The organism is Burkholderia sp. AU44665 (genome assembly GCF_030504405.1).
Taxonomy (GTDB): domain Bacteria; phylum Pseudomonadota; class Gammaproteobacteria; order Burkholderiales; family Burkholderiaceae; genus Burkholderia; species Burkholderia semiarida.
Window position 1 is genome coordinate 591,472 of the sequence record NZ_JAUJRI010000002.1, and the last position, 21,889, is coordinate 613,360.

At 65.0% G+C, this 21,889-nt stretch carries 16 protein-coding genes and 1 other RNA gene; 5 read left to right on the top strand and 12 right to left on the bottom strand.

Features of this window, described 5'->3' with window-relative positions:
• Complete coding sequence (rplM, locus tag QZM15_RS07885; RefSeq protein ID WP_009687896.1) at nt 1-429, bottom strand: 50S ribosomal protein L13; 429 nt, start codon at nt 427-429, stop codon at nt 1-3.
• Between the two features lie 311 nt (nt 430-740).
• Here rplM and QZM15_RS07890 point away from each other — a divergent pair, with 311 nt between their 5' ends.
• Both QZM15_RS07890 and QZM15_RS07895 read left to right on the top strand, forming a co-directional pair.
• On the top strand, nt 741-1,046 hold the full coding sequence (locus QZM15_RS07890; RefSeq protein ID WP_302106145.1) for a DUF1090 family protein: 306 nt from the start codon (nt 741-743) through the stop codon (nt 1,044-1,046).
• A 410-nt stretch (nt 1,047-1,456) separates the two neighbouring features.
• Nucleotides 1,457-1,921: an OsmC family protein gene (locus tag QZM15_RS07895; RefSeq protein ID WP_012492957.1), complete on the top strand. Its 465-nt coding sequence runs from the start codon at nt 1,457-1,459 to the stop codon at nt 1,919-1,921.
• Between the two features lie 66 nt (nt 1,922-1,987).
• Here QZM15_RS07895 and rnpB read toward each other — a convergent pair.
• The 3 genes from rnpB to pyrC all read right to left on the bottom strand — a co-directional run bounded on the left by rnpB (nt 1,988) and on the right by pyrC (nt 4,363).
• Nucleotides 1,988-2,399: RNase P RNA component class A (rnpB, locus tag QZM15_RS07900), an RNA gene on the bottom strand.
• Between the two features lie 12 nt (nt 2,400-2,411).
• Nucleotides 2,412-3,302 (bottom strand): DUF3025 domain-containing protein, encoded by an 891-nt coding sequence (locus QZM15_RS07905; protein ID WP_060965576.1) that lies wholly within the window; start codon nt 3,300-3,302, stop codon nt 2,412-2,414.
• Complete coding sequence (gene pyrC / locus QZM15_RS07910) at nt 3,299-4,363, bottom strand: dihydroorotase (protein ID WP_059638126.1); 1,065 nt, start codon at nt 4,361-4,363, stop codon at nt 3,299-3,301. Before pyrC ends, QZM15_RS07905 begins: the two co-directional genes overlap by 4 nt.
• A gap of 204 nt (nt 4,364-4,567) precedes the next feature.
• On the opposite strand from pyrC, the gene QZM15_RS07915 reads away from it, so the two are divergent.
• Complete coding sequence (locus tag QZM15_RS07915) at nt 4,568-5,482, top strand: class II glutamine amidotransferase (protein WP_179231711.1); 915 nt, start codon at nt 4,568-4,570, stop codon at nt 5,480-5,482.
• A 617-nt stretch (nt 5,483-6,099) separates the two neighbouring features.
• On the top strand, nt 6,100-11,331 hold the full coding sequence (locus QZM15_RS07920) for an autotransporter outer membrane beta-barrel domain-containing protein (protein WP_302106146.1): 5,232 nt from the start codon (nt 6,100-6,102) through the stop codon (nt 11,329-11,331).
• 82 nt (nt 11,332-11,413) lie between these two features.
• On the opposite strand, the gene QZM15_RS07925 is transcribed toward QZM15_RS07920, so the two are convergent.
• The 6 genes from QZM15_RS07925 to QZM15_RS07950 form a co-directional block, all read right to left on the bottom strand.
• Nucleotides 11,414-12,139 carry an amino acid ABC transporter ATP-binding protein gene (locus tag QZM15_RS07925; protein ID WP_089464537.1) on the bottom strand — a complete coding sequence of 242 codons (726 nt, stop codon included), beginning with the start codon at nt 12,137-12,139 and terminating at the stop codon, nt 11,414-11,416.
• Nucleotides 12,136-12,813: a glutamate/aspartate ABC transporter permease GltK gene (gene gltK / locus QZM15_RS07930; protein ID WP_059581074.1), complete on the bottom strand. Its 678-nt coding sequence runs from the start codon at nt 12,811-12,813 to the stop codon at nt 12,136-12,138. The genes QZM15_RS07925 and gltK overlap by 4 nt, the downstream gene beginning before the upstream one ends.
• Nucleotides 12,813-13,553 carry an amino acid ABC transporter permease gene (locus QZM15_RS07935; RefSeq protein WP_059581071.1) on the bottom strand — a complete coding sequence of 247 codons (741 nt, stop codon included), beginning with the start codon at nt 13,551-13,553 and terminating at the stop codon, nt 12,813-12,815. The genes gltK and QZM15_RS07935 overlap by 1 nt, the downstream gene beginning before the upstream one ends.
• Before the next feature lie 84 nt (nt 13,554-13,637).
• Nucleotides 13,638-14,531 carry a glutamate/aspartate ABC transporter substrate-binding protein gene (locus QZM15_RS07940; protein WP_059581206.1) on the bottom strand — a complete coding sequence of 298 codons (894 nt, stop codon included), beginning with the start codon at nt 14,529-14,531 and terminating at the stop codon, nt 13,638-13,640.
• A 303-nt stretch (nt 14,532-14,834) separates the two neighbouring features.
• Complete coding sequence (locus tag QZM15_RS07945; protein WP_059581070.1) at nt 14,835-16,121, bottom strand: Glu/Leu/Phe/Val dehydrogenase; 1,287 nt, start codon at nt 16,119-16,121, stop codon at nt 14,835-14,837.
• Nucleotides 16,122-16,403: 282 nt separating this feature from the next.
• A complete protein-coding gene (locus QZM15_RS07950; RefSeq protein ID WP_059581067.1) occupies nt 16,404-17,369 on the bottom strand; it encodes a LysR substrate-binding domain-containing protein in 966 nt (321 codons plus the stop codon).
• A 254-nt stretch (nt 17,370-17,623) separates the two neighbouring features.
• Between QZM15_RS07950 and purB the strand changes: the two genes are divergently transcribed.
• The gene (gene purB, locus QZM15_RS07955) at nt 17,624-19,012 is read left to right on the top strand and encodes an adenylosuccinate lyase (RefSeq protein ID WP_059581065.1); all 1,389 of its coding nucleotides are present in this window, start codon (nt 17,624-17,626) and stop codon (nt 19,010-19,012) included.
• An 86-nt stretch (nt 19,013-19,098) separates the two neighbouring features.
• On the opposite strand, the gene QZM15_RS07960 is transcribed toward purB, so the two are convergent.
• Together QZM15_RS07960 and QZM15_RS07965 are read right to left on the bottom strand one after the other, a co-directional pair.
• Nucleotides 19,099-20,574, bottom strand: a complete 1,476-nt coding sequence (locus QZM15_RS07960; protein WP_302106147.1) for a hypothetical protein — start codon at nt 20,572-20,574, stop codon at nt 19,099-19,101.
• Nucleotides 20,564-21,889 carry an AAA family ATPase gene (locus tag QZM15_RS07965; protein WP_302106148.1) on the bottom strand — a complete coding sequence of 442 codons (1,326 nt, stop codon included), beginning with the start codon at nt 21,887-21,889 and terminating at the stop codon, nt 20,564-20,566. The genes QZM15_RS07960 and QZM15_RS07965 overlap by 11 nt, the downstream gene beginning before the upstream one ends.

Sequence of the window (21,889 nt, forward strand, 5' to 3'; positions counted from 1 at the left end):
TTAGATCTCGAGCGCCTTCGGCTGTTGAGCCGAATGCGGATGCGTCGCTTCTGCGTAGACCTTCAGCTTCTTGATCATCGCGTAGCCGAGCGGGCCCTTCGGCAGCATGCCCTTGACCGCCTTCTCGAGCGCGCGGCCCGGGAAGCGTTCCTGCATCTTGCCGAACGTCGTTTCATAGATACCGCCCGGGTAGCCCGAGTGACGGTAGTACTTCTTGTCCAGCGTCTTGTTGCCCGTGACCTTCAACTTGCTCGCGTTGATGATGATGATGAAATCACCAGTGTCGACGTGCGGGGTGAACTCAGGCTTGTGCTTGCCGCGCAGACGGCGTGCCACTTCGCTGGCAACACGGCCGAGAACCTTATCCGTCGCGTCAATCACGTACCATTCGCGCGTCACCTCATGGGCTTTTGCGGAAAACGTCTTCATGATCGATCCAAAAAAAATGCTTTGCCCGATGTGTTCTTCCTGCTTGTCTGTGTGCGCTTCGAGGCGCGGTGCAGGCTCTCCCTGTTCTTTTTCCGTGGGCATGAATGCGGAAAAGCCCTGAATTATAAAGGAAATACGGCTGCGTGGTCAAAGAGAATCCGCGCCCCGTGTTCGCGGCGGCCGAAATGGGCCAAAATCCGGTCGTGCCCCGCCAAGTCAGGCGAACCGAGCGCCTGCGGCGGCACCCATCGACGCGCGGCACATGACCTTGCCGCGCCAGACCGGCCGAACCCGAAAAACAACAAACCAGCATGATGAAACAACGACTCACGCCCTTCCTCGCGGCCGCCCTGGTGGCCGCGGCGGCGCCCGCCGTCGCCGCCGGCTCCGGCTGCGAAGCCAAGCTCGACGCGCTCGATGCGCGCATCGCCGAAGCCCGAACCGCCCATGCCGAAGACCGCATCGCGCGCCTGCGCGCGGTGCGCGAACGCGTGCGCCACTTCTGCGCACGCGGCCACGGCCACGCGCCGGCCGCCCATGCGCCGGCGACCGATGCCGACTCGCGCGGCACGCCGCCCGACGCGACGTCGCAGCCGGCCGCGCGACAGCCGGCGTGACGATCGCGGCGCACACAAACCGTGCGCCGACGTTTGCATGGGACGAAAAAAAGCCCGAACGGCTGGTTCGGGCTTAATCCACCTTAGGAGGAGGGTGGAGGAGACATTCGGAGGTTGCCGCAGCGCGACAACCAATGGATCTCATTATACGAATGCCCCGCCGACTTCGCAAGAAAATTTGCATTGCGAAATCAAATCTCACGATACGAGATACCGGCCGACGCGTTCACAAAAACAAATTCCTGTTGCAAATCAACGGCATAAATACGTCAGACATGACCTAAAACTGACCGCACCTAGAGCAAAACCCCTAAATCCGACAGGGAAATCGCCACCCGTCGCCCCGCTCGCGAGGCACGGGCGTTGCACGTCGTGCAGCGCATCAGCCGACCGTTGCGCCACGGGCTACAATGCCGGATCGAATCCGAATCAGGCAACGCTGGAGTGCAAGCATGGAATGCAAAGTAAGCTGGATGGGTCAGGACGGCATGGCGTTTTCCGCCGAGACCGGCAGCGGCCATCTCGTCACGATGGACGGCGCGCCCGAAGGCGGCGGCCACAACCTCGCGCCGCGGCCGATGGAAATGGTGCTGCTCGGCACCGGCGGCTGCACGGCCTATGACGTCGTGCTGATCCTGAAGAAGAGCCGCCAGGAAGTGACCGGCTGCTCGGTCACGCTGAAGGCCGAGCGCGCGAGCGAGGATCCGAAGGTGTTCACGAAGGTGCATTTCCACTTCACGGTCACCGGCCGCAACCTGAACCCGGCCACGGTCGAGCGCGCGATCAACCTGTCGCACGACAAGTACTGCTCGGCGTCGATCATGATCGCGAAGACGGCCGAACTCACGCATTCGTTCGACATCGTCGCCGCCTGAGCACAGGGCGCGCGCATGAAAAAAGGGCCGGCGCCCCGTGGGAGCGCCGGCCCTTTCGCATTCGAACGGCAAAGCAGGCCGATAAGCCGGATTCTGTGCACGCTGCGCACCGGAGCGCGCAACGCGTGGCAGTCATTCCTCTAGGCGCGCCATTGCTGACGCGCTCAAGCTTCCTACCCGCAGACGAGACGGGGGCCCCGTCCTGCATCCGAAGATGCGCGCCTGCCTACTTGGAATTGCTCCGGGTGGAGGTTACCGTGCCGGCGAACGTCGCCGTCGCCGCGGTGCGCTCTTACCGCACCGTTTCACCCTTACCTGATCCCGGCTTGCGCCGGGCCATCGGCGGTTTGCTTTCTGTTGCCCTGTTCCGCGTGTCGCCACGGATGGCCGTTAGCCATCACCCTGCCCTGTGGAGTCCGGACTTTCCTCGCCCCCGCGCGCCCGAAGACGCCGAGGCCGCGACTGCCTGGCCTGCTTTGCGACGCGCATTCTAGCACTGCGCGCCGCCGTCGGCAGCGCGCGAGCGGCGGCCGCGGCGAAACACGGCCGGATCGTCGTAGAACGCGGGGTCGGCGTTCGCCGCGCACCAGCCCGGCACGCCGAGCACCGGCAGCGGCGCGAAATCGCGGGGCGTCAGCGCGCGCGTCGCGAGTTCGGCGGCGATTCGCGCGTCGACGTGCGCGATCCGTTGCGCGTCGGGCCATGAAAAATAGTCGGCGCTCACTTCGACGATCCATGCGTGCGCGGTGCAGGACTTGTAAGGCGCGACGAGCTGTTCGAGCAGCGCGTGGCCGACGAGTCGCGCCTCGCAGCGCGTGCCCCACGCATCGCGCGCGGCCACCAGCAGCCGCGCCCAGTCGAAGCCGCGCAGCGCATCGGCGAGCGCGCGCTCGGCGGTGACGAACAGCGCGCCATTCTCGTCGAACAGCGTGAGTGCATCGCGCAACGTGCCGCGCACGGGGCCGACGCCGCCCGCCGCGTCGATCGCGGCGGCCTGGCGGGCGTTCAGCGCGGCCTTGGTGCGCGGGTACGCGAACCAGACGAGCGCATTGAAGAAGTCGTGAAGATTGTGGCGGGTCGGCACGCCGCCGGTGCCCGCGATATGGGTCTCGTACGCGACGCCGGGCGGCAGCCCGGCCTGCGGCACGAAGCGTAGCGGCCTGCCGCGACCGGTGACGCGATCGCCGCCTCGCGACACGCCGGCCAACGCGCCGTTCAACGCATCGAGCAGCGCGGCCTCGCCCGCACGGGCGGCCGCCTGCCACACGCGGCCGGGCTCCGCGTATGGCGCGAGCCACGGCGCGGACCAGTCGATCCGCGCGAAATCCGCCGCCGGGCGCCCGGCCGCGGGGCCGGATCCGCGCGGCGGCGCGCCGCTCACACGAGCTTCCAGCCGATCGTCTCGCCGCCGCGCAGCGGCACGACCGGCGTGTCGCCCGCGAAGATCTCGCGCGGCAGCTCCCATGCCTCGCGGCGCAGCGTGACCGTCTCCGCGCTGCGCGGCAGCCCGTAGAAATCGGCGCCGAAGAAGCTCGCGAAGCCTTCCAGCTTGTCGAGCGCGCCGGCCGTGTCGAATGCTTCCGCGTACAGTTCGAGCGCGTGCAGCGCCGTATAGCAGCCCGCGCAGCCGCACGCGGTTTCCTTCGCGCCGCGCGCGTGCGGCGCGCTGTCGGTGCCGAGGAAGAAGCGCGGGTTGCCCGACGTCGCGGCCTCGACGAGCGCCACGCGATGCGTCTCGCGCTTCAGCACCGGCAGGCAGTAGTAATGCGGGCGAATCCCGCCGACGAACAGCGCGTTGCGGTTGTACAGCAGGTGGTGCGCGGTGATCGTCGCGCCGAGCAGGCCGGGCGCCGCGTCGGCATCGCGCACGTAATCGGCCGCGTCCTTCGTCGTGATGTGCTCGAACACGACCTTCAGGCCCGGGAAATCGCGGCGCAGCGGCGTCATCACGCGGTCGATGAACACCTTCTCGCGGTCGAACAGGTCGATCGACGCATCGGTCACCTCGCCGTGCACGAGCAGCGGCATGCCGGTTTCCTGCATCGCCTCGAGCGTCTTCGCGCATTTCGCGAGATCGGTGACGCCGTGGTCGGAATTCGTCGTGGCGCCTGCCGGGTACAGCTTCACGCCGTGCACGAAGCCGCTTTCGCGCGCGCGGCGGATTTCGTCGGGCGGCGTGTTGTCGGTCAGGTACAGCGTCATCAGCGGTTCGAACGTCATCCCGGCCGGCAGCGCGGCGAGGATGCGCTCGCGATAGGCCTGCGCCTGCGCGGTGGTCGTGACGGGCGGCTTCAGGTTCGGCATGACGATGGCGCGGCCGAACTGGCGGGCGGTGTGCGGCAGCACGGCGGCGAGCATGTCGCCGTCTCGCAGGTGCAGGTGCCAGTCGTCGGGACGGGCGAGCGAAAGCGTCGCCGGGGAAGAAGCGTTCGAGGCAGTCATAGGAGGCGTCGTGAGGAACGGGCTTGCCATCGGCGGGGCCGGAACGCGCGTGCGCGGGCCGACTGACGGCAAACCGCAACACGGGGCCTTTGGCCAGCGGAATCCGCTTTTTACCGCTCAGGGCTCGGTGATATGCTAGAAGCCGCATTGTACCGGGGTTCGCCCGGTTCGTTACCCCCGCTTCAGCCTGCCGCCCCACGTAAAATGTGCCAACTCCTTGGAATGAACTGCGCCGCGCCGACGGACGTCACATTCTCCTTCACAGGTTTCGCGGCCCGGGGCGGGCTCACCGATCACCATGCCGACGGCTGGGGCATCGCGTTCTTCGAGGACAAGGCCTGTCGCCTCTTCATCGATCACCAGGCATCGGCCACGTCGCCGATCGCCGAAATGGTGAAACGCTACCCGATCAAGTCCAAGAACACGATCGCGCACATCCGCAAGGCGACGCAAGGGCACATCCTGCTCGAGAACAGCCATCCGTTCATGCGCGAGCTGTGGGGCCGGCACTGGATCTTCGCGCATAACGGCGACCTGCAGGACTACGCGCCGGACATGGACGGCAGCGTCTATCATCCGGTCGGCACGACCGACAGCGAACAGGCGTTCTGCGTGCTGATGCAGGGGTTGCGCGAGGCCTTTCCCGGCGCGCAGCCGCCGCTGCCCGAGCTGTTCGAGCGGGTCGGCGAACTGACGCGCGGCATCACCGATCACGGCGTGTTCAACTTCCTGATGTCGAACGGCCAGGCGCTCTTCGCGCACTGCTCGACGCGGCTGCACTACCTCGTGCGGCGCTGGCCGTTCTCGACCGCGCATCTCGTCGACGAAGACCTGTCGATCGATTTCGCGAAATACACGACGCCCGAGGATCGCGTCGCGGTGATCGCGACGCAGCCGCTCACCGACAACGAGGTCTGGACCGCGTTCGAGCCGGGCGAGCTGATCATGTTCCAGTGCGGCGACGTCGCCGCGCGGATGCGGATTCCGGTGCCCGAGCGCGTGCTCGAGAAGCTGCGCAACCCGTCGCTCGACGCGTCGGCATCGGCGCCGCGCACGGCGGTTCGCGAAGCGCTCGCCACCGCGGCCGACGGCGACGCCGACGACGCGATCGATTTCTGAAACCCGGCGCGGTACCGGCCGCGCCTGCTTTCTGCTCATTTCCTGCCTGCTGCGCGAACTTCATGCCGCGCAACCGGCCACGCCCGCCATCGGCGCAAATCGCCCGCTCCAGCCAATACGGTTTCACTTCGGCCGCCGACCGGCGCAAACGCCCGATGCCGCACGACATTCGCTTGATTTTATTAATTGACGAGCGAAAATAAAATAGCAGAAGGAATCAAATAAATAACCATCAATTAAAAACAGGATCCCGTACCGGCATTTTAGCGTGTCGCCCCGGCGGGAACCGTGCGCTATCCCACCTACTCCGGCCACCGCTCCGGATTTTCACGCACCGCCCCAACCGCCGCCCCCACCATGGCTTTCGGTTCGATTAACCACACAAATCAAAAATACCACGCATTACGGTTCGCATCATTACAGTTTCCGGCTTATCGATAATCGACGGCCACTCGAATCAGTAGACTCCGCCCATCCTCGGTGTCAACGAAACACGATTGGCGCGACACGCAGCCATAGCCGCCGCACGCCCCCTTCGAATCATTTCTCCACCGCGGAATGCGAATTCGCCGAATCGCGGCGAATACCACGTCAAAAAGAAGAAAGAGGGGTATGTCGTGAATCACTCATTTCGATCGATATGGAGCGAAGCCGCCGGCTGCTGGGTCGCGGTGGCGGAAACGACTCGCGCGCGCGGCAAGCGCTCGGGCGGCGAATCGGGCACGGGCCGTCGCGCGGCGGCACTCGGCGCGTTGCTGGCCGCGCTGTCGGTCGGCGCCGCGCATGCATCGACGTGCGGCGGCGGTACGGCCATCGCGAACGGCGGCACCTGCGCGCTCGACAGTTTCAGCCCGACCGTCAACGACAACCTGGCCGGCTCCGCCACCGTGTCCGGCGGCGATACCGTCGGCGTGTCGGGCGCATGGAGCGCCGCCGCCGGCGACCCGGGCTACGCGCTCACGCCGATCGGCAGCACGACCATCGTGTCGGGCAACCCGAACCAGGCGCTGCTGTCGCTCGGCGGCAAGACGCACAGCGTCAGCACGCCCGACTCGATCACCCGCACCCACACGTCGGTCGCGACCTACGATTCGTCCGCGTTCTCCCCGTCGACGGCCGGCGCGACCGAGGTGCCCGTCTACCACGACGTGAACGGCGATCAGTATGTGAACACGCGCATCGGCACCGTCGCCGCCACCGGCGGTACGCTCAACGTGTCGATCGGCAATGCGGCGAATGCCCCCGATGCGCCGGGCAACGCGATCTCGATGGCCGCGAAGGCGACCGACCTTACCGTCGCGGACGGCACGGGTGCCGCGGCAAGCACCGTGAACTGGAATTCGCGCAACCAGATCCGGTTCACCACCGGCGACTACCTGGCGGACGGCGGCGCGGTCGGCACCCGCCAGCTCGACGTGCCGGCCTACGCGGGCACCTTCACCGCATTCGACGGCAGCACGTGGCAGGTGACCGACGCCGCGTCGCTCGCCGCGTACAACGATTTTCTCGTGCGCTCGGTGCAAAGCGGCGCGCTCGGCTCGCAGGCCGCCTACGACAGCGCGTTCGGCCAGGCCGTCACGTTCTCGCAGCAAGCCTTCCAGTATCGGAACGACGTGTCCGCGGGCGACAAGAACACGTTGCCGATCGATTTCCTGTCGGTGATGCACGGCACGGGCGCGAACGCGACGCTGCAGATCGGCAAGGACGGCCAGATCGACTTTCGCGGCACCAACACGATCGTGTCGAGCTCGGCCGTCCTCGCGGAAAACGGCGCGCACTTCATCAACGACGGCCGCCTGTCGGGCGACTTCACGCTGGTGCGCCTGCTGAGCGGCGCAAGCGGCGTCAACAACGGCGTGATCTCGTCCGGGTACGCGTCCGGCAACGACTTCGACACGAGCGGCAGCGCGCCGCCGAACAACTTCAACTACAACGCGTACACCGAAGGCGCCGGCGTGTTCGCGAACGGCGCAGGCACGTCGTTCGTCAACAACGGCGTGATGAACGTCGGCGCGTGGACGCTGGACGGCAACCGGCCCGACCTGCAGAACTACGCGGTCGCCGTGACGGACGGCGCAACGGCGTCGAACGCCGGCACGATCAATGCCGGCGTCAACGCGACGACGCTCGACAGCCAGGTGATCGGCGGCCTCGTCGCCGGCGGCCGCTTCACGAACGAAGCCGGCGGCACGATCTATCTGGGCCGCGCCGCGCAGTACGCGCCCGGCCAGACGGCAAACGACGTCGCGCTCGCCGCGCACGCGTACGGCATCCTGCTCGGCGCGTCGGGCACCGCGAGCAATCTCGGCACGATCGTGATCGGCACGCAGACGCAAAACGGCGCCGCGCTGGCGAGCATCGGCTCGAGCTCCGGCACGCTGACCAACGCGGGCGCGATCGTCGTCAACGGCGCCGCGCCCGGCACGCCGCTCGCCAACGTCGGCATGCTCGCCGTCGACACCGCCGCGACCGTGACCAACACGGGTACGATCACGCTGAATGGCGTGAACGGCATCGGCATCATGGTCGTCGGGACCGGCGCGAACGCGACGGCCGCGACGTCGACCGGCACGATCGACGTCGCCGGCGGCCTCGATCCCGCGTCGGGCACGCGCAACTACGGCGTCTGGGCCGAAGGGCCGCGCGCCACGGCCACGCTCGACGGCGCGCTCGACCTGACGGGCACCGGCGCGATCGGCGTGCATGCGCGTTCGGGCGCGACGATCGACGTCGGTGCGAACGCCGTGCCGGCCTTCATGTCCGGCACGAACCAGATCGGCTTTTATGCATACGGTGCAGGCTCGAAAATCAACGTCGCCGCGCAGCATCTGGGCGTCGACACCGACGATTCGACGCTGTTCCGCGTCGCGGGCGGCGCGGCCTACACGGGCGCGTCGGCGGCCGGCGCGCTGACGACCGACGTCAACGGCCAGCGGGCGCGCGGCGTACTCGCGACCGACGCCGGCACCACGCTGTCGACCGGCAACGCGGTCTACCACGTCAACGGCGCGAACGGCATCGCGATCGCGGTCGAAGGCGGCGCGAAGGGCACGATCGACGCCGGCGCGACGATCGACCTGAACGCGGCCGGCGCGACCGCGGGCGTGGTGGACGGGCAGGCGCACGACCTCGCCGGCGCGAATGCCGGCGCGCCGGTCGCGACGACGCTCACCAACCACGCCGCCGTCACGTCGTCGACCGCCGGCGTGACCGGTTTCATCGCGCGGAACCTCGGCACGCTCGAGAATCGCAGCACGATATTGCTGACCGGCGCCGGCTCGACGGGCGTCGTGGCCGGCACGCTCGGCACGGTGAACAATGCGTCGACGATCCGCGTCGCCAACGGCACCGGCGCGCTCGTGCAAGGCGCGTCGGCCACGCTCGCCAACGCAGGCTCGATCGAGGCCGACGACGGCGTCGCGGGCGTGCGCCTGACGGGGGCCGGCGCATCGGTCGCGCTGTCGGGCGCCGGCACCGTCGTCGCGAACGGCAGCGCCGACGGCGTGCTGATCGACTCGACCGTCACGGGCGGCGGCATCGCGGCCGGCGCGACGTCGATCGCGGTCGGCGGATCGGGCAGCGCGATCCGCAACCTCGGTGCGAATGCAACGATCGCGCTGTCCGGCACGCAGGTCGCCACGACCGGCAACGGCGCGGCCGGCCTCACGTCGACCGGCGCCGGCGCGCGCATCGCGACCGATGCGGCCACGGTCGTCCGCACGACCGGCGCCGACGCGCGCGGCCTGTCCGTGACAGGCGCCGATTCCACGCTCGCGGCCAACGGAACGACCGTCGCGACGACCGGCACGAACGCGCATGCGATCGTGATGGACGGCGGCGCGACGGCCCTGCTGTCGGGTGCGAAAATTTCCGCATCGGGTGCCGCGGCCGACGGCGTCGTCGCGCAAAACGGCGGCCGCATCGCCGATACGGGTTCGTCGCTCGCCAGCGCGGCCGGCAACGGCGCAACCGCGAACAGCGGCGGCGTGCTCGCGTTGACCGGCACGACGCTCACGGGCGCGACGGCCGGCGTACTGACGTCGGACACGCTCGCGAACGGCGCGACCAGCTCGGTGCTCGTCGACGGCGGCAGCGTGACGTCCGTCACCGGGCCGGCCTTCGCCGCGCGCGGCGGCACGGCCGACATCGCGGTGCGCAACGGCACGGTCGTGACGGCCGGCAACGGCACGCTGCTGAACCTCGCGAACGGCAGCAACGTGACGTTCGACGCATCGGCGGTGAACCTCGCGGGCGACATCGTTTCCGACGCGTCGAGCACCGGCAACGTGTTCCTCGCGAACGGCACGACGCTGACCGGGAAGATCGACCCGGTCGCGCTGACCGTCGACGGCACGAGCACGTGGCGCATGACGGGCAGCTCGGTGCTGAGCAGCCTGAACAACGCGGGCCTCGTCGCGTTCGCCGCGCCGACCGGCTCGCCGACGCTGACCGGCAGCTACAAGACGCTGACGACCGGCGGCTACGTCGGCAGCGGCGGCACGATCGCGCTGAACACGTATCTCGGCGCCGACGCGTCGCCGACCGACCGTCTGATCGTGAACGGCGGCACGGCGAGCGGCACGACCGGCCTGAAGATCGCCAACACGGCCGGCACCGGCGCGCAGACGACCGGCGACGGGATTCCCGTGGTCGTCACGGCCAACGGCGGCACGACCGCCGCGTCCGCGTTCCATCTCGCCGGCCCGGTACAGGCCGGCGCGTACGAATACCGGCTCTATCGCGGCGGGCAAGGCGATGCGAACGGCTGGTACCTGCGTTCGCAGCTCGACCCGACCGACCCCGGCGACCCGATCCACCCGTCGGGCGGCGGCGACGGCGGCACCAACGGAAACGGGAATGGCAGCGGCGGCGCGCTCGCGTATCGTCCGGGCGTCTCCGGCTACGCGATGACGCCGCTGCTGAACGCCGACTACGGCTTTTCGACGCTCGGCAGGCTGCACGAGCGCGTCGGCGACATCTACAACGTCGAGAAGCAGGCGCCGGGCAATCGCGACGGCGTGTGGGGGCGCATCGGCGGCCAGAGCCTGGATGCGAACGCGGGCCGTTTCTCCGCCGACGAGCGCACGTTCTTCGCGCAGTTCGGCAAGGACTGGACCCTCGACCAGGCGCCGGACGGCGCCGGCAGCACGCATGCGGGCGTGACGGCCAGCATCGGCGTGTCGAACGCGAGCTTCAGCGACATGGCGCGCGCCGGCTCGCCCACCCTATCGACGTCGACGGGCTCGGTCGAGATGCACGCGCAGAGCGTCGGCGGCTACTGGACGCGCTACCTGTCCGACGGCACCTACTTCGACAGCGTCGGCCAGGTCACGCACTACGGCAACCGCTACCGCGACAGCTACGGCAACGAAGCGTCGCAGAACGGCTTCGGCGTCGCGCTGTCGCAGGAAATCGGCAAGCCGTTCGCGATCGGCACGCTGCCGGTCGCGGTCGAGCCGCAGGCGCAGCTCATGGTTCAGTACCTGAAGCTGAACGGGTTCAACGACAACGTGTCGGCCGTATCGGGCACGACGTCGAATGCGCTGCGCGGCCGCGTCGGCGTGCGCATCTTCCGGCCGAACCTCCAGTCGGACGCGGGCGGCGGCGCCGCGACGCCGTACTTCACGGCCGACGTGCTGCACGACTTCCTGTCGCCGGGGCAGACCGTCGTCGGCGGCACGCCGTTCGCGACGCATCTCGGGCGCACCTGGTACGAACTCGGCGTCGGCGTGACCGCCGGCTTCGGCAAGTCGGGCGAGCTGTACGCGAATGCGAAGATCGCGCGCAACATCGGCGGCGATTACCGGCGCGGGATCGTCGGGCAGGTCGGCTACCGGTACAGCTGGTAACGCCCGCCGGCGGACGAAAAAAAACCGCCCGGCTACGTGCCGGGCGGTTTTCGCATGGGAGCGCGCGAAAACGCGCGAACGCTCAGTGCAGGATCTTCGCGAGGAAGTCCTTCGCGCGGTCCGATTTCGGGTTCGAGAAGAAATCGTCCTTGCGGTCGTCCTCAACGATCGCGCCCTTGTCCATGAAGATCACGCGATGCGCGACCTTCTTCGCGAAGCCCATCTCGTGCGTGACGACCATCATCGTCATCCCTTCCTGCGCGAGTTCGACCATCACGTCGAGCACTTCGTTGATCATTTCCGGATCGAGCGCGGACGTCGGCTCGTCGAACAGCATCGCGATCGGGTCCATCGACAGCGCGCGCGCGATCGCGACACGCTGCTGCTGGCCGCCCGACAACTGGCCCGGAAACTTGTGCGCATGCGCCTTCAGGCCGACGCGATCGAGCAGCTTCATGCCCTTCTCCGCCGCTTCGTCCTTGCCGCGGCCGAGCACCTTGATCTGCGCGAGCGTCAGGTTCTCGGTGATCGACAGATGCGGGAACAGCTCGAAATGCTGGAACACCATCCCGACCTTCGAGCGCAGCTTCGACAGGTTCGTCTTCTTGTCGCCGACCGACTGGCCGTTCACGAGGATCTCGCCCTGCTGGAACGGCTCCAGGCCGTTCACGGTCTTAATCAGCGTCGACTTGCCGGAGCCCGACGGGCCGCACACGACGACCACTTCGCCTTTCTTGACCTCGGTCGTGCATTCGGTAAGGACCTGAAACTGGCCGTACCACTTCGAAACGTTCTTGATGGAAATCATCTTGTGACCTTTTTCTGGAGACCCTTGACGAGAGCAGACGCCAACGAGCAAATCACGAAATAGCATGCGCCGGCGAACAGGACCATCTCGACGGTCGTGCCGTCGCGATCGCCGATGTTGGCGGCCGTGCGGAAGAAGTCCGCGAGACTGATCACGTACACGAGCGACGTATCCTGGAACAGGACGATCGCCTGCGTGAGCAGCAGCGGCACCATCGCGCGGAACGCCTGCGGCAGGATCACGAGGCGCATCGCCTGCGCGTAGTTCATGCCGAGCGCGAACGCGGCATTCACCTGCCCGCGCGGCACCGCCTGGATGCCGGCGCGGATGATCTCGGAATAATACGCGGCTTCGAACAACGAGAACGCGACCATCGCCGACGCGAGGCGGATGTCGATCGTCGGCGACAGCCCGAGCACGCCCTGCAGCACCTGCGGCACGATCAGGAAGAACCACAGCAGCACCATCACGAGCGGAATCGAGCGGAACACCGTCACGTACGCTTTCGCGAACCACGCGAGCGGCTTCACGCCGGACAGCCGCAGCAGCGCCAGCAGCGTGCCCCAGACGATCCCGACCACGATCGCGATCAGCGTGATCTTGAACGTGACGATCGCGCCCGACCACAGCGTCGGCAGCGCGCCGGGAATACTACTCCAGTCGAACTGATGCATCACTTGCCTCCGATATAGCCGGGCAGCCGCGTACGGCCTTCGATCCAGCGCATGAACGCCATCACGACGAGATTGATCAGCACGTACGCGAGCGTGACCGCGATGAACGACTCGTAGGTCTGCGCGGTGTAGTCGACGAGCTGGCGCGCCTGCGCGGACAGATCGAGCAGGCCAATCGTCGACGCGACGGCGGAGTTCTTGAAGATGTTCAGGAATTCCGACGTGAGCGGCGGCACGATGATCCGGTACGCCACGGGCAGCAGCACGTAGCGATACGTCTGCCATTGCGTGAAGCCCATCGCGAGGCCGGCCGCGCGCTGGCCCTTCGGCAGCGCGTTGATGCCCGAGCGCACCTGTTCGCATACGCGGGCACCCGTAAACAGGCCGAGACAGACGATCGACGCGGTAAAGAACTGCGTGCCGGGCGGCAACTGCTTGATCCACGTGCCGATCGACGCGGGCAGCAACTCGGGTATCACGAGATACCAGACGAAGAACTGCACGATCAGCGGGATGTTCCGGAAGATCGACACGTACACGGTGCCGATCGCGGCGAGCCATTTGTTCGGCACGGTGCGCAGCACGCCGAACAGCGATCCGACGATCAGCGCGATGACCCAGGCGACGAGCGACACCTCGATCGTCACCCAGAAGCCGGACAGCAGCCAGCCGAAATAGGTCGTCGGCTCGCCGGTCGACACGGGGCTCAGAAAGATGCCCCAGTTCCAGTGGTAAGACATGGGCAAGACTCCAGCAAAAAGAAACGGAAGAAGCATGGCCTCTTCCGTTTCAGTAGCGTCATTTCTGCGTCAACGGCCGCGTGGTCAGTCGAGCGCCTTGTCGTTCGGGTTCGCGTACAGCTTCTTCATCGAATCGGACAGCGGGAAGTTCAGGTTCAGCCCCTTCGGCGGGATCGGGTTCTCGAACCACTTCGCGTAGATCTTCGCGGCTTCGCCCGACTTCTCGACTTGCGAGATCGCGTCGTCGACGACCTTCTTGAAGTCGGCATCGCCCTTGCGCATCATGCAGCCGTAAGCCTCTTCCGATTGCGGCGTGCCGACGATCACCCACTCGCCCGGCTGCTTCGCCTTCGCGCGCTCGCCCGCGAGCAGCGCGTCATCCATCATGAACGCGACCGCGCGGCCCGATTCCAGCGTGTTGAACGAATCGCCGTGATCCTTCGCGCTGATGATGTTCATGCCGAGCTGCTTGTCGTTGTTCATCTTGCGCAGCAGGCGCTCCGACGTCGTGCCGGCCGTCGTCACGACCGTCTTGCCCTTCAGGTCGGCGAAATCCTTGACGCCCGAATCCTTCTTCGTCATCAGGCGCGTGCCGATCACGAAGATCGTGTCGGAGAATGCGGCCTGCTGCTGGCGCTCGAGGTTGTTGGTCGTCGAGCCGCACTCGATGTCGACCGTGCCGTTCTGCACGAGCGGAATGCGGTTCTGCGACGTGACGGGGATGTTCTTCACCTGCAGGTTCGGCAGGTTCAGCTTCTTCTTCACCGCGTCCACGATCTTCATCTGGAATTCGCGCGAATAGCCGACCACCTGCTGGTTCTGATCGTAATAGGAGAACGGAATCGACGATTCGCGGTGGCCCAGCGCGATCACGCCGGTGTCCTTGATCTTCTTCAGCGTGCCCGTCTCCTGAGCATGCGCGCCGCTTGCGAACGCGCAAAGCGCCGCGACCATCAGGACTGCCTTGTGGTATTTCATTTTGGTCATCTCCTTGGCTAAAACCCGCGCCAGTGTATCAAAGTAATATTTTTGAAAGTACTGGTTGTTAACCGCACTACGAATCGCCCTGCGAGAAGCCGTCCTCCCGGCTTCGGGCGCCCCGAATGCGCGCGCGGGCGATGCCGGATTCGGCATCGCCCGCGAGGGTTCATTTCCGCAATCGGGTGGATTGCATCATGAATCGATCATGGTCGTTGATCAGGGACGCCCGGTCAGGGACGCCCGGTCAGGGACGCCCGGTCAGGGACGCCCGGTTAGGGACGCCCGATCAGGGACGCCCGATCAGGGGTAGAGGCCGCGCATTTCGCGCGCCATCAGGATGCGCTTGCACGCGACGATGAACGCCGCCGTACGCACCGTCACCTTGTGCTCTTCCGCGACCGCCCACACGCCGGCGAACGCTTCGCGCATCACGCGCTCGAGACGATGGTTGATCTCGTCTTCCGTCCAGAAGAAGCTCGAGAAATCCTGCACCCACTCGAAGTACGACACCGTCACGCCGCCCGCATTCGCGATCACGTCGGGGATCACGAGCACGCCGTTCGCGCTCAGGATGTCGTCGGCCGCCGTCGTCGTCGGGCCGTTCGCGCCTTCGACGATGATCTTCGTGCGGATCTTCGCCGCGTTCTTCTCGGTGATCTGGTTCTCCAGCGCCGCCGGGATCAGGATGTCGGTCTCGACCGTCCAGAACTCGTCGTTCGGCATCGGCTCCGCGCCTTCGAAGCCCGCGACGCCGCCCGTGCGGGCGACGTGGTCGAGCAGCTTGTTCGAATCGAGGCCTGCCGGCTGGTAGATCGTGCCCGTGTGATCCTGCACCGCGATCACCTTCGCGCCCGCTTCCTGGAACAGCTTCGCCGCGATGCCGCCGACGTTGCCGAAGCCCTGCACCGCGATGCGCGCGCCTTCGATCTCGAGGCCCTTCTTCTTCGCCGCTTCCGAGCCGACGACGAACACGCCGCGGCCCGTCGCTTCCTTGCGGCCGAGCGAACCGCCGAGCGCGATCGGCTTGCCGGTCACGACGCCGGTCGACGTCTGGCCCTGGTTCATCGAGTACGTGTCCATCATCCACGCCATCACCTGTTCGTTGGTGTTGACGTCCGGCGCCGGAATGTCGGTGTTCGGGCCGATGATGATGCCGATTTCGCTGGTGTAGCGGCGCGTCACGCGCTCGAGCTCACCGCGCGACAGCTTGCGCGGGTCGACGCGGATACCGCCCTTCGCGCCGCCGTACGGCACGTTCACGGCCGCGTTCTTCACCGACATCCATGCCGACAGCGCCATCACTTCCGACAGCGTCACGTCCTGGTGGTAGCGCACGCCGCCCTTGCCCGGGCCGCGCGACACGTTGTGCTGCACGCGATAGCCCTCGAAGTGCGCGACGGTGCCGTTGTCGAGCTCGATGGGGCAGTCGACGACCAGGATGCGCTTCGGACGCTTCAGCGTTTCGAGCCAGCGCGACAGCGAACCGAGGTACGGCGCGACGCGATCGACCTGCTGAAGGTAGTTGCCCCACGGGCCGAGATCGTCGGCGTGCAGGTAGGACGGGATGGACTGCTGTTGCGAAGACATGGAAGCTCCAACGTTCAACGGATTGCGCCCATTGTCGAAAAAGCCGTTTTTTTTATCCAATGCCGTTTGTTTATTCGATTATGCGTTTCTTGCATGATCGCGATTTTCCGCAAATCCGCGGTCGATTTGCGCAAGAACGCCGGCGATCGACCGTGCATCGCGTTCGGGGAAAACCGGATCGGCCAGGCACGGGCGGGCCCGCGGACGGCCGTCCGACAGGCGCCGCAAGGCCGCCGTCAGCCGGGCGGGCGGTCCAATTAACCGTCGGCGGTTAACCGTCGGTCAACCGGCGGTGTCGCCGGCAGTCTCGCGCAGTTCGTCGCGCACGACGTCCCACAGCGCACGCACGAGCTTCTGCCGCGGATCGTCGCCCTGCAGCGCGAGCTTGTCGCAGTACAGCCGGATCTCCATCGTCAGCGTGAACGGATGCGCGCCGCCGCGCGCCGACCGGTCGAGGCGGATCAGCCGGCCGCCCGCGACCGCATCGTCGGCCGCGCTGTGCGGCAGGAACGCGACGCCGTGGCCGGCGAGCGCCATCGCCTTCAGCCCTTCGGCCATGTCGGTTTCGTACACGCGATCGAGAAACAGCCGGGTGGGCGCGTTCGCGATGATGACTTCGGTCATCCGGCCGAGATACGCGTTCGGCGTATACGACAGGTACGGCACGCGCGCGTCGGCCGCGCCCGGCAGCGTATGGCGCGGCCGGCCCGCGCGGCCGGGCGCGGAAAACGGGCTGATCGGCTCGCTGCCGAGGACCAGCATGTCGTAGCGGGCCGGGTCGAGCGCGACCGGGTGACTCGGGTGGTGGTAGCCCATCACGAGGTCGCAGCCGCCCTCGACGAGCGACAGCACCGCGTCGTGCACGTTCAGCGCGCGCAGCCGCGTGTGGACCTGGCCCATCTTCGCCTCGATCCGCTCGAGCCAGCGCGGGAAATACGTGAGCGACAGCGTGTGCGGCACCGCGAACTCGATCGTCGGCACCGGCGCGCCGACGTGGCCGCGCAGCAGCGTCCTTGCCTCGTGCGCCTGCGACAGCATCGTCAGCGCCTGCTCGTAGAAGATCTGCCCGGCCTGCGTGAGCCGCGTCGGATACACCGAACGATCGATCAGCTCGGTCGCGAGCCACGCCTCGAGCGCCTGGATGCGCCGCGAAAACGCCGGCTGCGACACGTGCCGCAGCTCGGCGGACCGGCTAAAGCTGCGCGTTTCCGCGAGCGAGACGAAGTCTTCGAGCCATTTCAGTTCCATGCAGGCGGGCGCGGCGGGCGGCGGTCGGGAAGAAGCCTGCATTCTACCGGCGGGCAGGCCCGGCCGGCGGCTTGGCGCGCGGCCCGGCGCGCCTGGGCAGGCGCGCGCCGGCACGCCATTCGCGCGCCGTCGAGCATCGCTCGACCGTGGCGCCCGCGACCGGACCGATTCGGTCGGGAGCGACGCGCGCCAATGGTAAAATGCCGGATTCTCCTCCCCTCGTTCGCCCCGGCCCCAAAAGGCCCTGCCCGATCATGTCCGACACTCGTCCCGATACGCTTTTCGCCCTCACCGCGCTCTCGCCCATCGACGGCCGCTACGCCAGCAAGACCGAGGCGCTGCGCGACTGGCTCTCCGAAGCCGCCTTCATGCGCCACCGCGTCACCGTCGAGGTGCACTGGCTGATCGCGCTGTCGCGCGCCGGCTTCGCGGAAGTCCCGCGCTTCTCGGAAGCCTCCGAGCAATTCCTGCTGCAGCTCGCCGAGCGCTTCACCGCGCACGACGCCGCGCGCATCAAGGAAATCGAGCGCGTGACGAACCACGACGTGAAGGCCGTCGAATACTGGCTGAAGGAATCGGTGAAGGGCCAGGCCGAACTCGAGAAGGCGAGCGAGTTCATCCACTTCGCGTGCACGTCCGAGGACATCAACAACACGTCGCACGGGATGATGCTCGCCGGCGCGCGCGAACACGTGATCCTGCCGGCGCTGCGCACGGTCCACCAGCGCCTCGTCGCGCTCGCGCACGCGCATGCCGACCAGCCGATGCTGTCGCGCACGCACGGCCAGCCGGCCAGCCCGACGACGCTCGGCAAGGAACTCGCAAACGTCGCCGCGCGCCTCGCCCGCGCGATCGCGCGCATCGAGAAGGTCGAGATCCTCGGCAAGATGAACGGCGCGGTCGGCAACTTCAACGCGCACCTGTCCGCGTATCCGGAATTCGACTGGGAAGCGTTCTCGCGCGACGTGATCGAAAACCGCCTGAAGCTCACGTTCAACCCGTACACGATCCAGATCGAGCCGCACGACTACATGGCCGAACTGTTCGACGCGGTCGCACGCGCGAACACGATCCTGCTCGACCTCGACCGCGACGTGTGGGGCTACATCTCGGTCGGCTACTTCAAGCAGAAGACGAAGGCCGGCGAAATCGGCTCGTCGACGATGCCGCACAAGGTCAACCCGATCGACTTCGAGAACTCGGAAGGCAACCTCGGCCTCGCGAACGCGACGCTGCGCCACCTCGCCGACAAGCTGCCGGTGTCGCGCTGGCAGCGCGACCTGACCGACTCGACGGTGCTGCGCAACATGGGCGTCGCGCTCGGCTATTCGCTGCTCGCGTACGACTCGCTGATCCGCGGCCTCGACAAGCTCGAAGTGAACCCGCAGCGCCTGAACGAAGATCTCGACAACTGCTGGGAAGTGCTTGCCGAGCCGGTGCAGACGGTGATGCGCCGCTACGGCATCGAGAACCCGTACGAGCAACTGAAGGAGTTGACGCGCGGCAAGGGCATCACGCGCGAAGCGCTGCAGGAATTCGTCGGCACGCTCGCGATCCCGCAGGATGCGAAGGATCGCCTGCTGGCGATGACGCCGGCGTCGTACATCGGCAAGGCCGTCGAACTCGCGAAGCGGATCGCGTAAGCGCCGCGTCGCCGGACGAAAAAAAGCCCGATGCGAAGCGATTCGCATCGGGCTTTTTCATTCCGCACACGCTTCACTCGCTAAAATTACTTAGGCGGCCGCACTCCTCCTTTTCGCCTAATACCAAACCCCACACGAAAAATGTCAGGTATATTGAGCCGATCATCTTCTGTACGATACAAAATCGCTAATTCAACAAGATCTTCAATAAGCGCGTCTGTCGTTTCCTTCCGAAGCGGATCGGTTCCATACCTACGCGGCGGCAATTTCTCCGCCACCGCACGGCGAAACTGAGCCATGCGGTCCCTTTTCCAGTAGCCAGTTAAATCGGAAATTTCACATGGCACAGTAAGACCGCGTGCCGCCTCAAGCAGTGGACGAACCCACGGGTAATCCTCTGAAATTTCGCCGACGCGTATTTCCGATGCCTTAGTAACGCCTTGATGTATTCCGTTGAAATTAAGCGCACGCTCATTGTCTGATTCATACTGCTCAGTCCATTCTGCGGCTTCGCGAAATGCCAGTAAAAAACTGCGTGGACTCAAGCGTCCCTTCGCATCCGCAAGATGCGTCGGAATCCATGTATAAACGTATCCGCGCTTTGCACTTGTCCCCATCCAAGGACCAGTGATAGCTTCTATTATCGCTCTTGCCGGTTGCTCATTGGCTCCGAGGGTTCGAGGAAGCTGATAAATCTCATCAACCTCCGACCATTCAATCCCAGAAATGCGCGACGTTTCGGCGCGAAACTCCTCACCGACATATCGGTCATTTGCCAAATAAAGAAGAATAAGACCGAACAAATCCATAGCACGCCATGATATCTCGACCCTATTAGCGCGCAGCTTAGAACTATCGACAAAATTCCAAACCTCCTCATCCTCCTCCATATCCGGCCGAAGAAATATCTTCAGGCGGATTGCGCGGCGCGAGCGGCATTGAAGGCAGAACTTGAGTAATGACTGAAGATACTGTCTTATTTCATACCAGTCGGACCCAACCCGATCAAGCGCATCGAAAAGTACTAATAGTACGCGGCCAGATTCTTGAATTTCTCGATCGCACTCGGCGAGCAACGCCAATCCTTGATCTCGATTTTCTGCAAACCATCGAATCGCAGTCTCCCATGCACCATCGGCCAGCGATTGGCGGTTTGCGGCACGCAGGGCATGAACCAGCACGACGGTTTGCCAAACATCATCGGGCGATACACCCGACTGAATCAATTTAGAGAGCGTTGCAGTGGACGGAAAATCTTGGCTGCTCGGGTCGAGAGCAAATCCAACTGCGACGTCGGTACGCAGCAACTCCGGTAAACGCCCGGCTCTGGCAGCTTGATCGCGATGGATCTTACTATTGAGCACCGCAGTCCAGTAGCTCTTACCCGTACCGCGAAGTCCAACGACGACACTCGCACTTAAACTCAACGCCTTCGCATGTGCAGGTGGCAAATACATCGTGCTCAGGGGCGGTGGAACAAGATTTTCCTGCGATGTGTCCTCGATCCGAGTCAGTGCATTCCGTATCGCCGATGCGTCAAATTGGTATGTCTTAAAACTCACTGGTTATCCTTTTTTCGGCGGAGCTTGACCAAAGCCGATCTTCAACGCCCTTGAAAAAGTCACCGAACACTCCAACGACATAAGACCAATCTGGCCTCAAAGCGATATCGTTAAGCACAAACGAGCGAACGGTCGAGTCGTGGCTTATGAACAGTGGATAGTGAGGTGCCTCTTCACTGAAACGATCGAAGACTTGCGGCTGGAAATCCGAATGTCCGTCCTCTGTTTCGTCATCATAGAATTCGTTCCATACGTCATAAGACGAACTAACCCATCCGCGCTTCACATCCTCACGCGGTTCGGTTTGTGCGGCAACCATCTTGAGGCGCCAGCGGAGATCATCGTCGTCACCCATACCATTTTCGACAGTGCGAGCATGCTTCAAATGATCAAATAATTGCCGGTATGCCCACCAGTTCTGCGAATCATTTCGAGCGAAGAAAAGCACCTCCGCTCCCAATCGAGTAACTGCGGCTGATCCAATATCATGAAGACCGGCACGAACATCCATCAGCACAACATCTGGACGCTCTATCAAGCCATCGACTGTGTGCAATAGCTTGGCGAGCCTCTCCGCCAAACCGATGACTGCTCCTTCGTTATTAATCGACGGCGCATAGATACGACCGAGCTTCGCAATGTATGCTTTACTGCCCACCCCGTATGCTGGAAGAACGCGTACACGGCCAGCCGTATGGTCCCCGATAGGACTTATACCGATACATTCGTCGAGTGGCATTTCATCAACTCCGGCGTTTACAGACTCTATGAGCCAATCGACTAGCCCGTAAGACGGCATTTCGGAAAGTAATACTTCTCCGATACCCGGCGCCTCCAGATCGAGATCCACGACCAGGACATCTTTGCCTTGACGCGCCAGATACCAAGAGAGCATGGCGAGAGCAGTTGTTCTCCCTACACCGCCCTTAACACTAAATGCGACCAAAACCGGTAGCGAAGACACATCGACTAAGGGGGGACGCAACCAATCTTGGTTGGTAATTAATCTATCGATCAGCCATGTATTGGGTTCCCCTTCCACAGGAACCTTGTCTGGAGAATCAAATACATCGGCAGGGTCTAATACATCCGATTCAGAGAGTAAAACCCGCCTGGCTCCTGGGCTATAGGGTTTGAGGGCATCGTGCAGGTCTTGTCCAAGCCCGCTCCATCGCTCCTCCGGAATCGCGTCATCGGGCAAAACGACGACCAACGCACCATTTGTGTCTCGAACCAAATGTATGGCCGGAGTTCCCGCAACAGCCTTCCTCACAAGAGCAAGCGCAACATCGATTACATCGTCAAACTTTGTCAT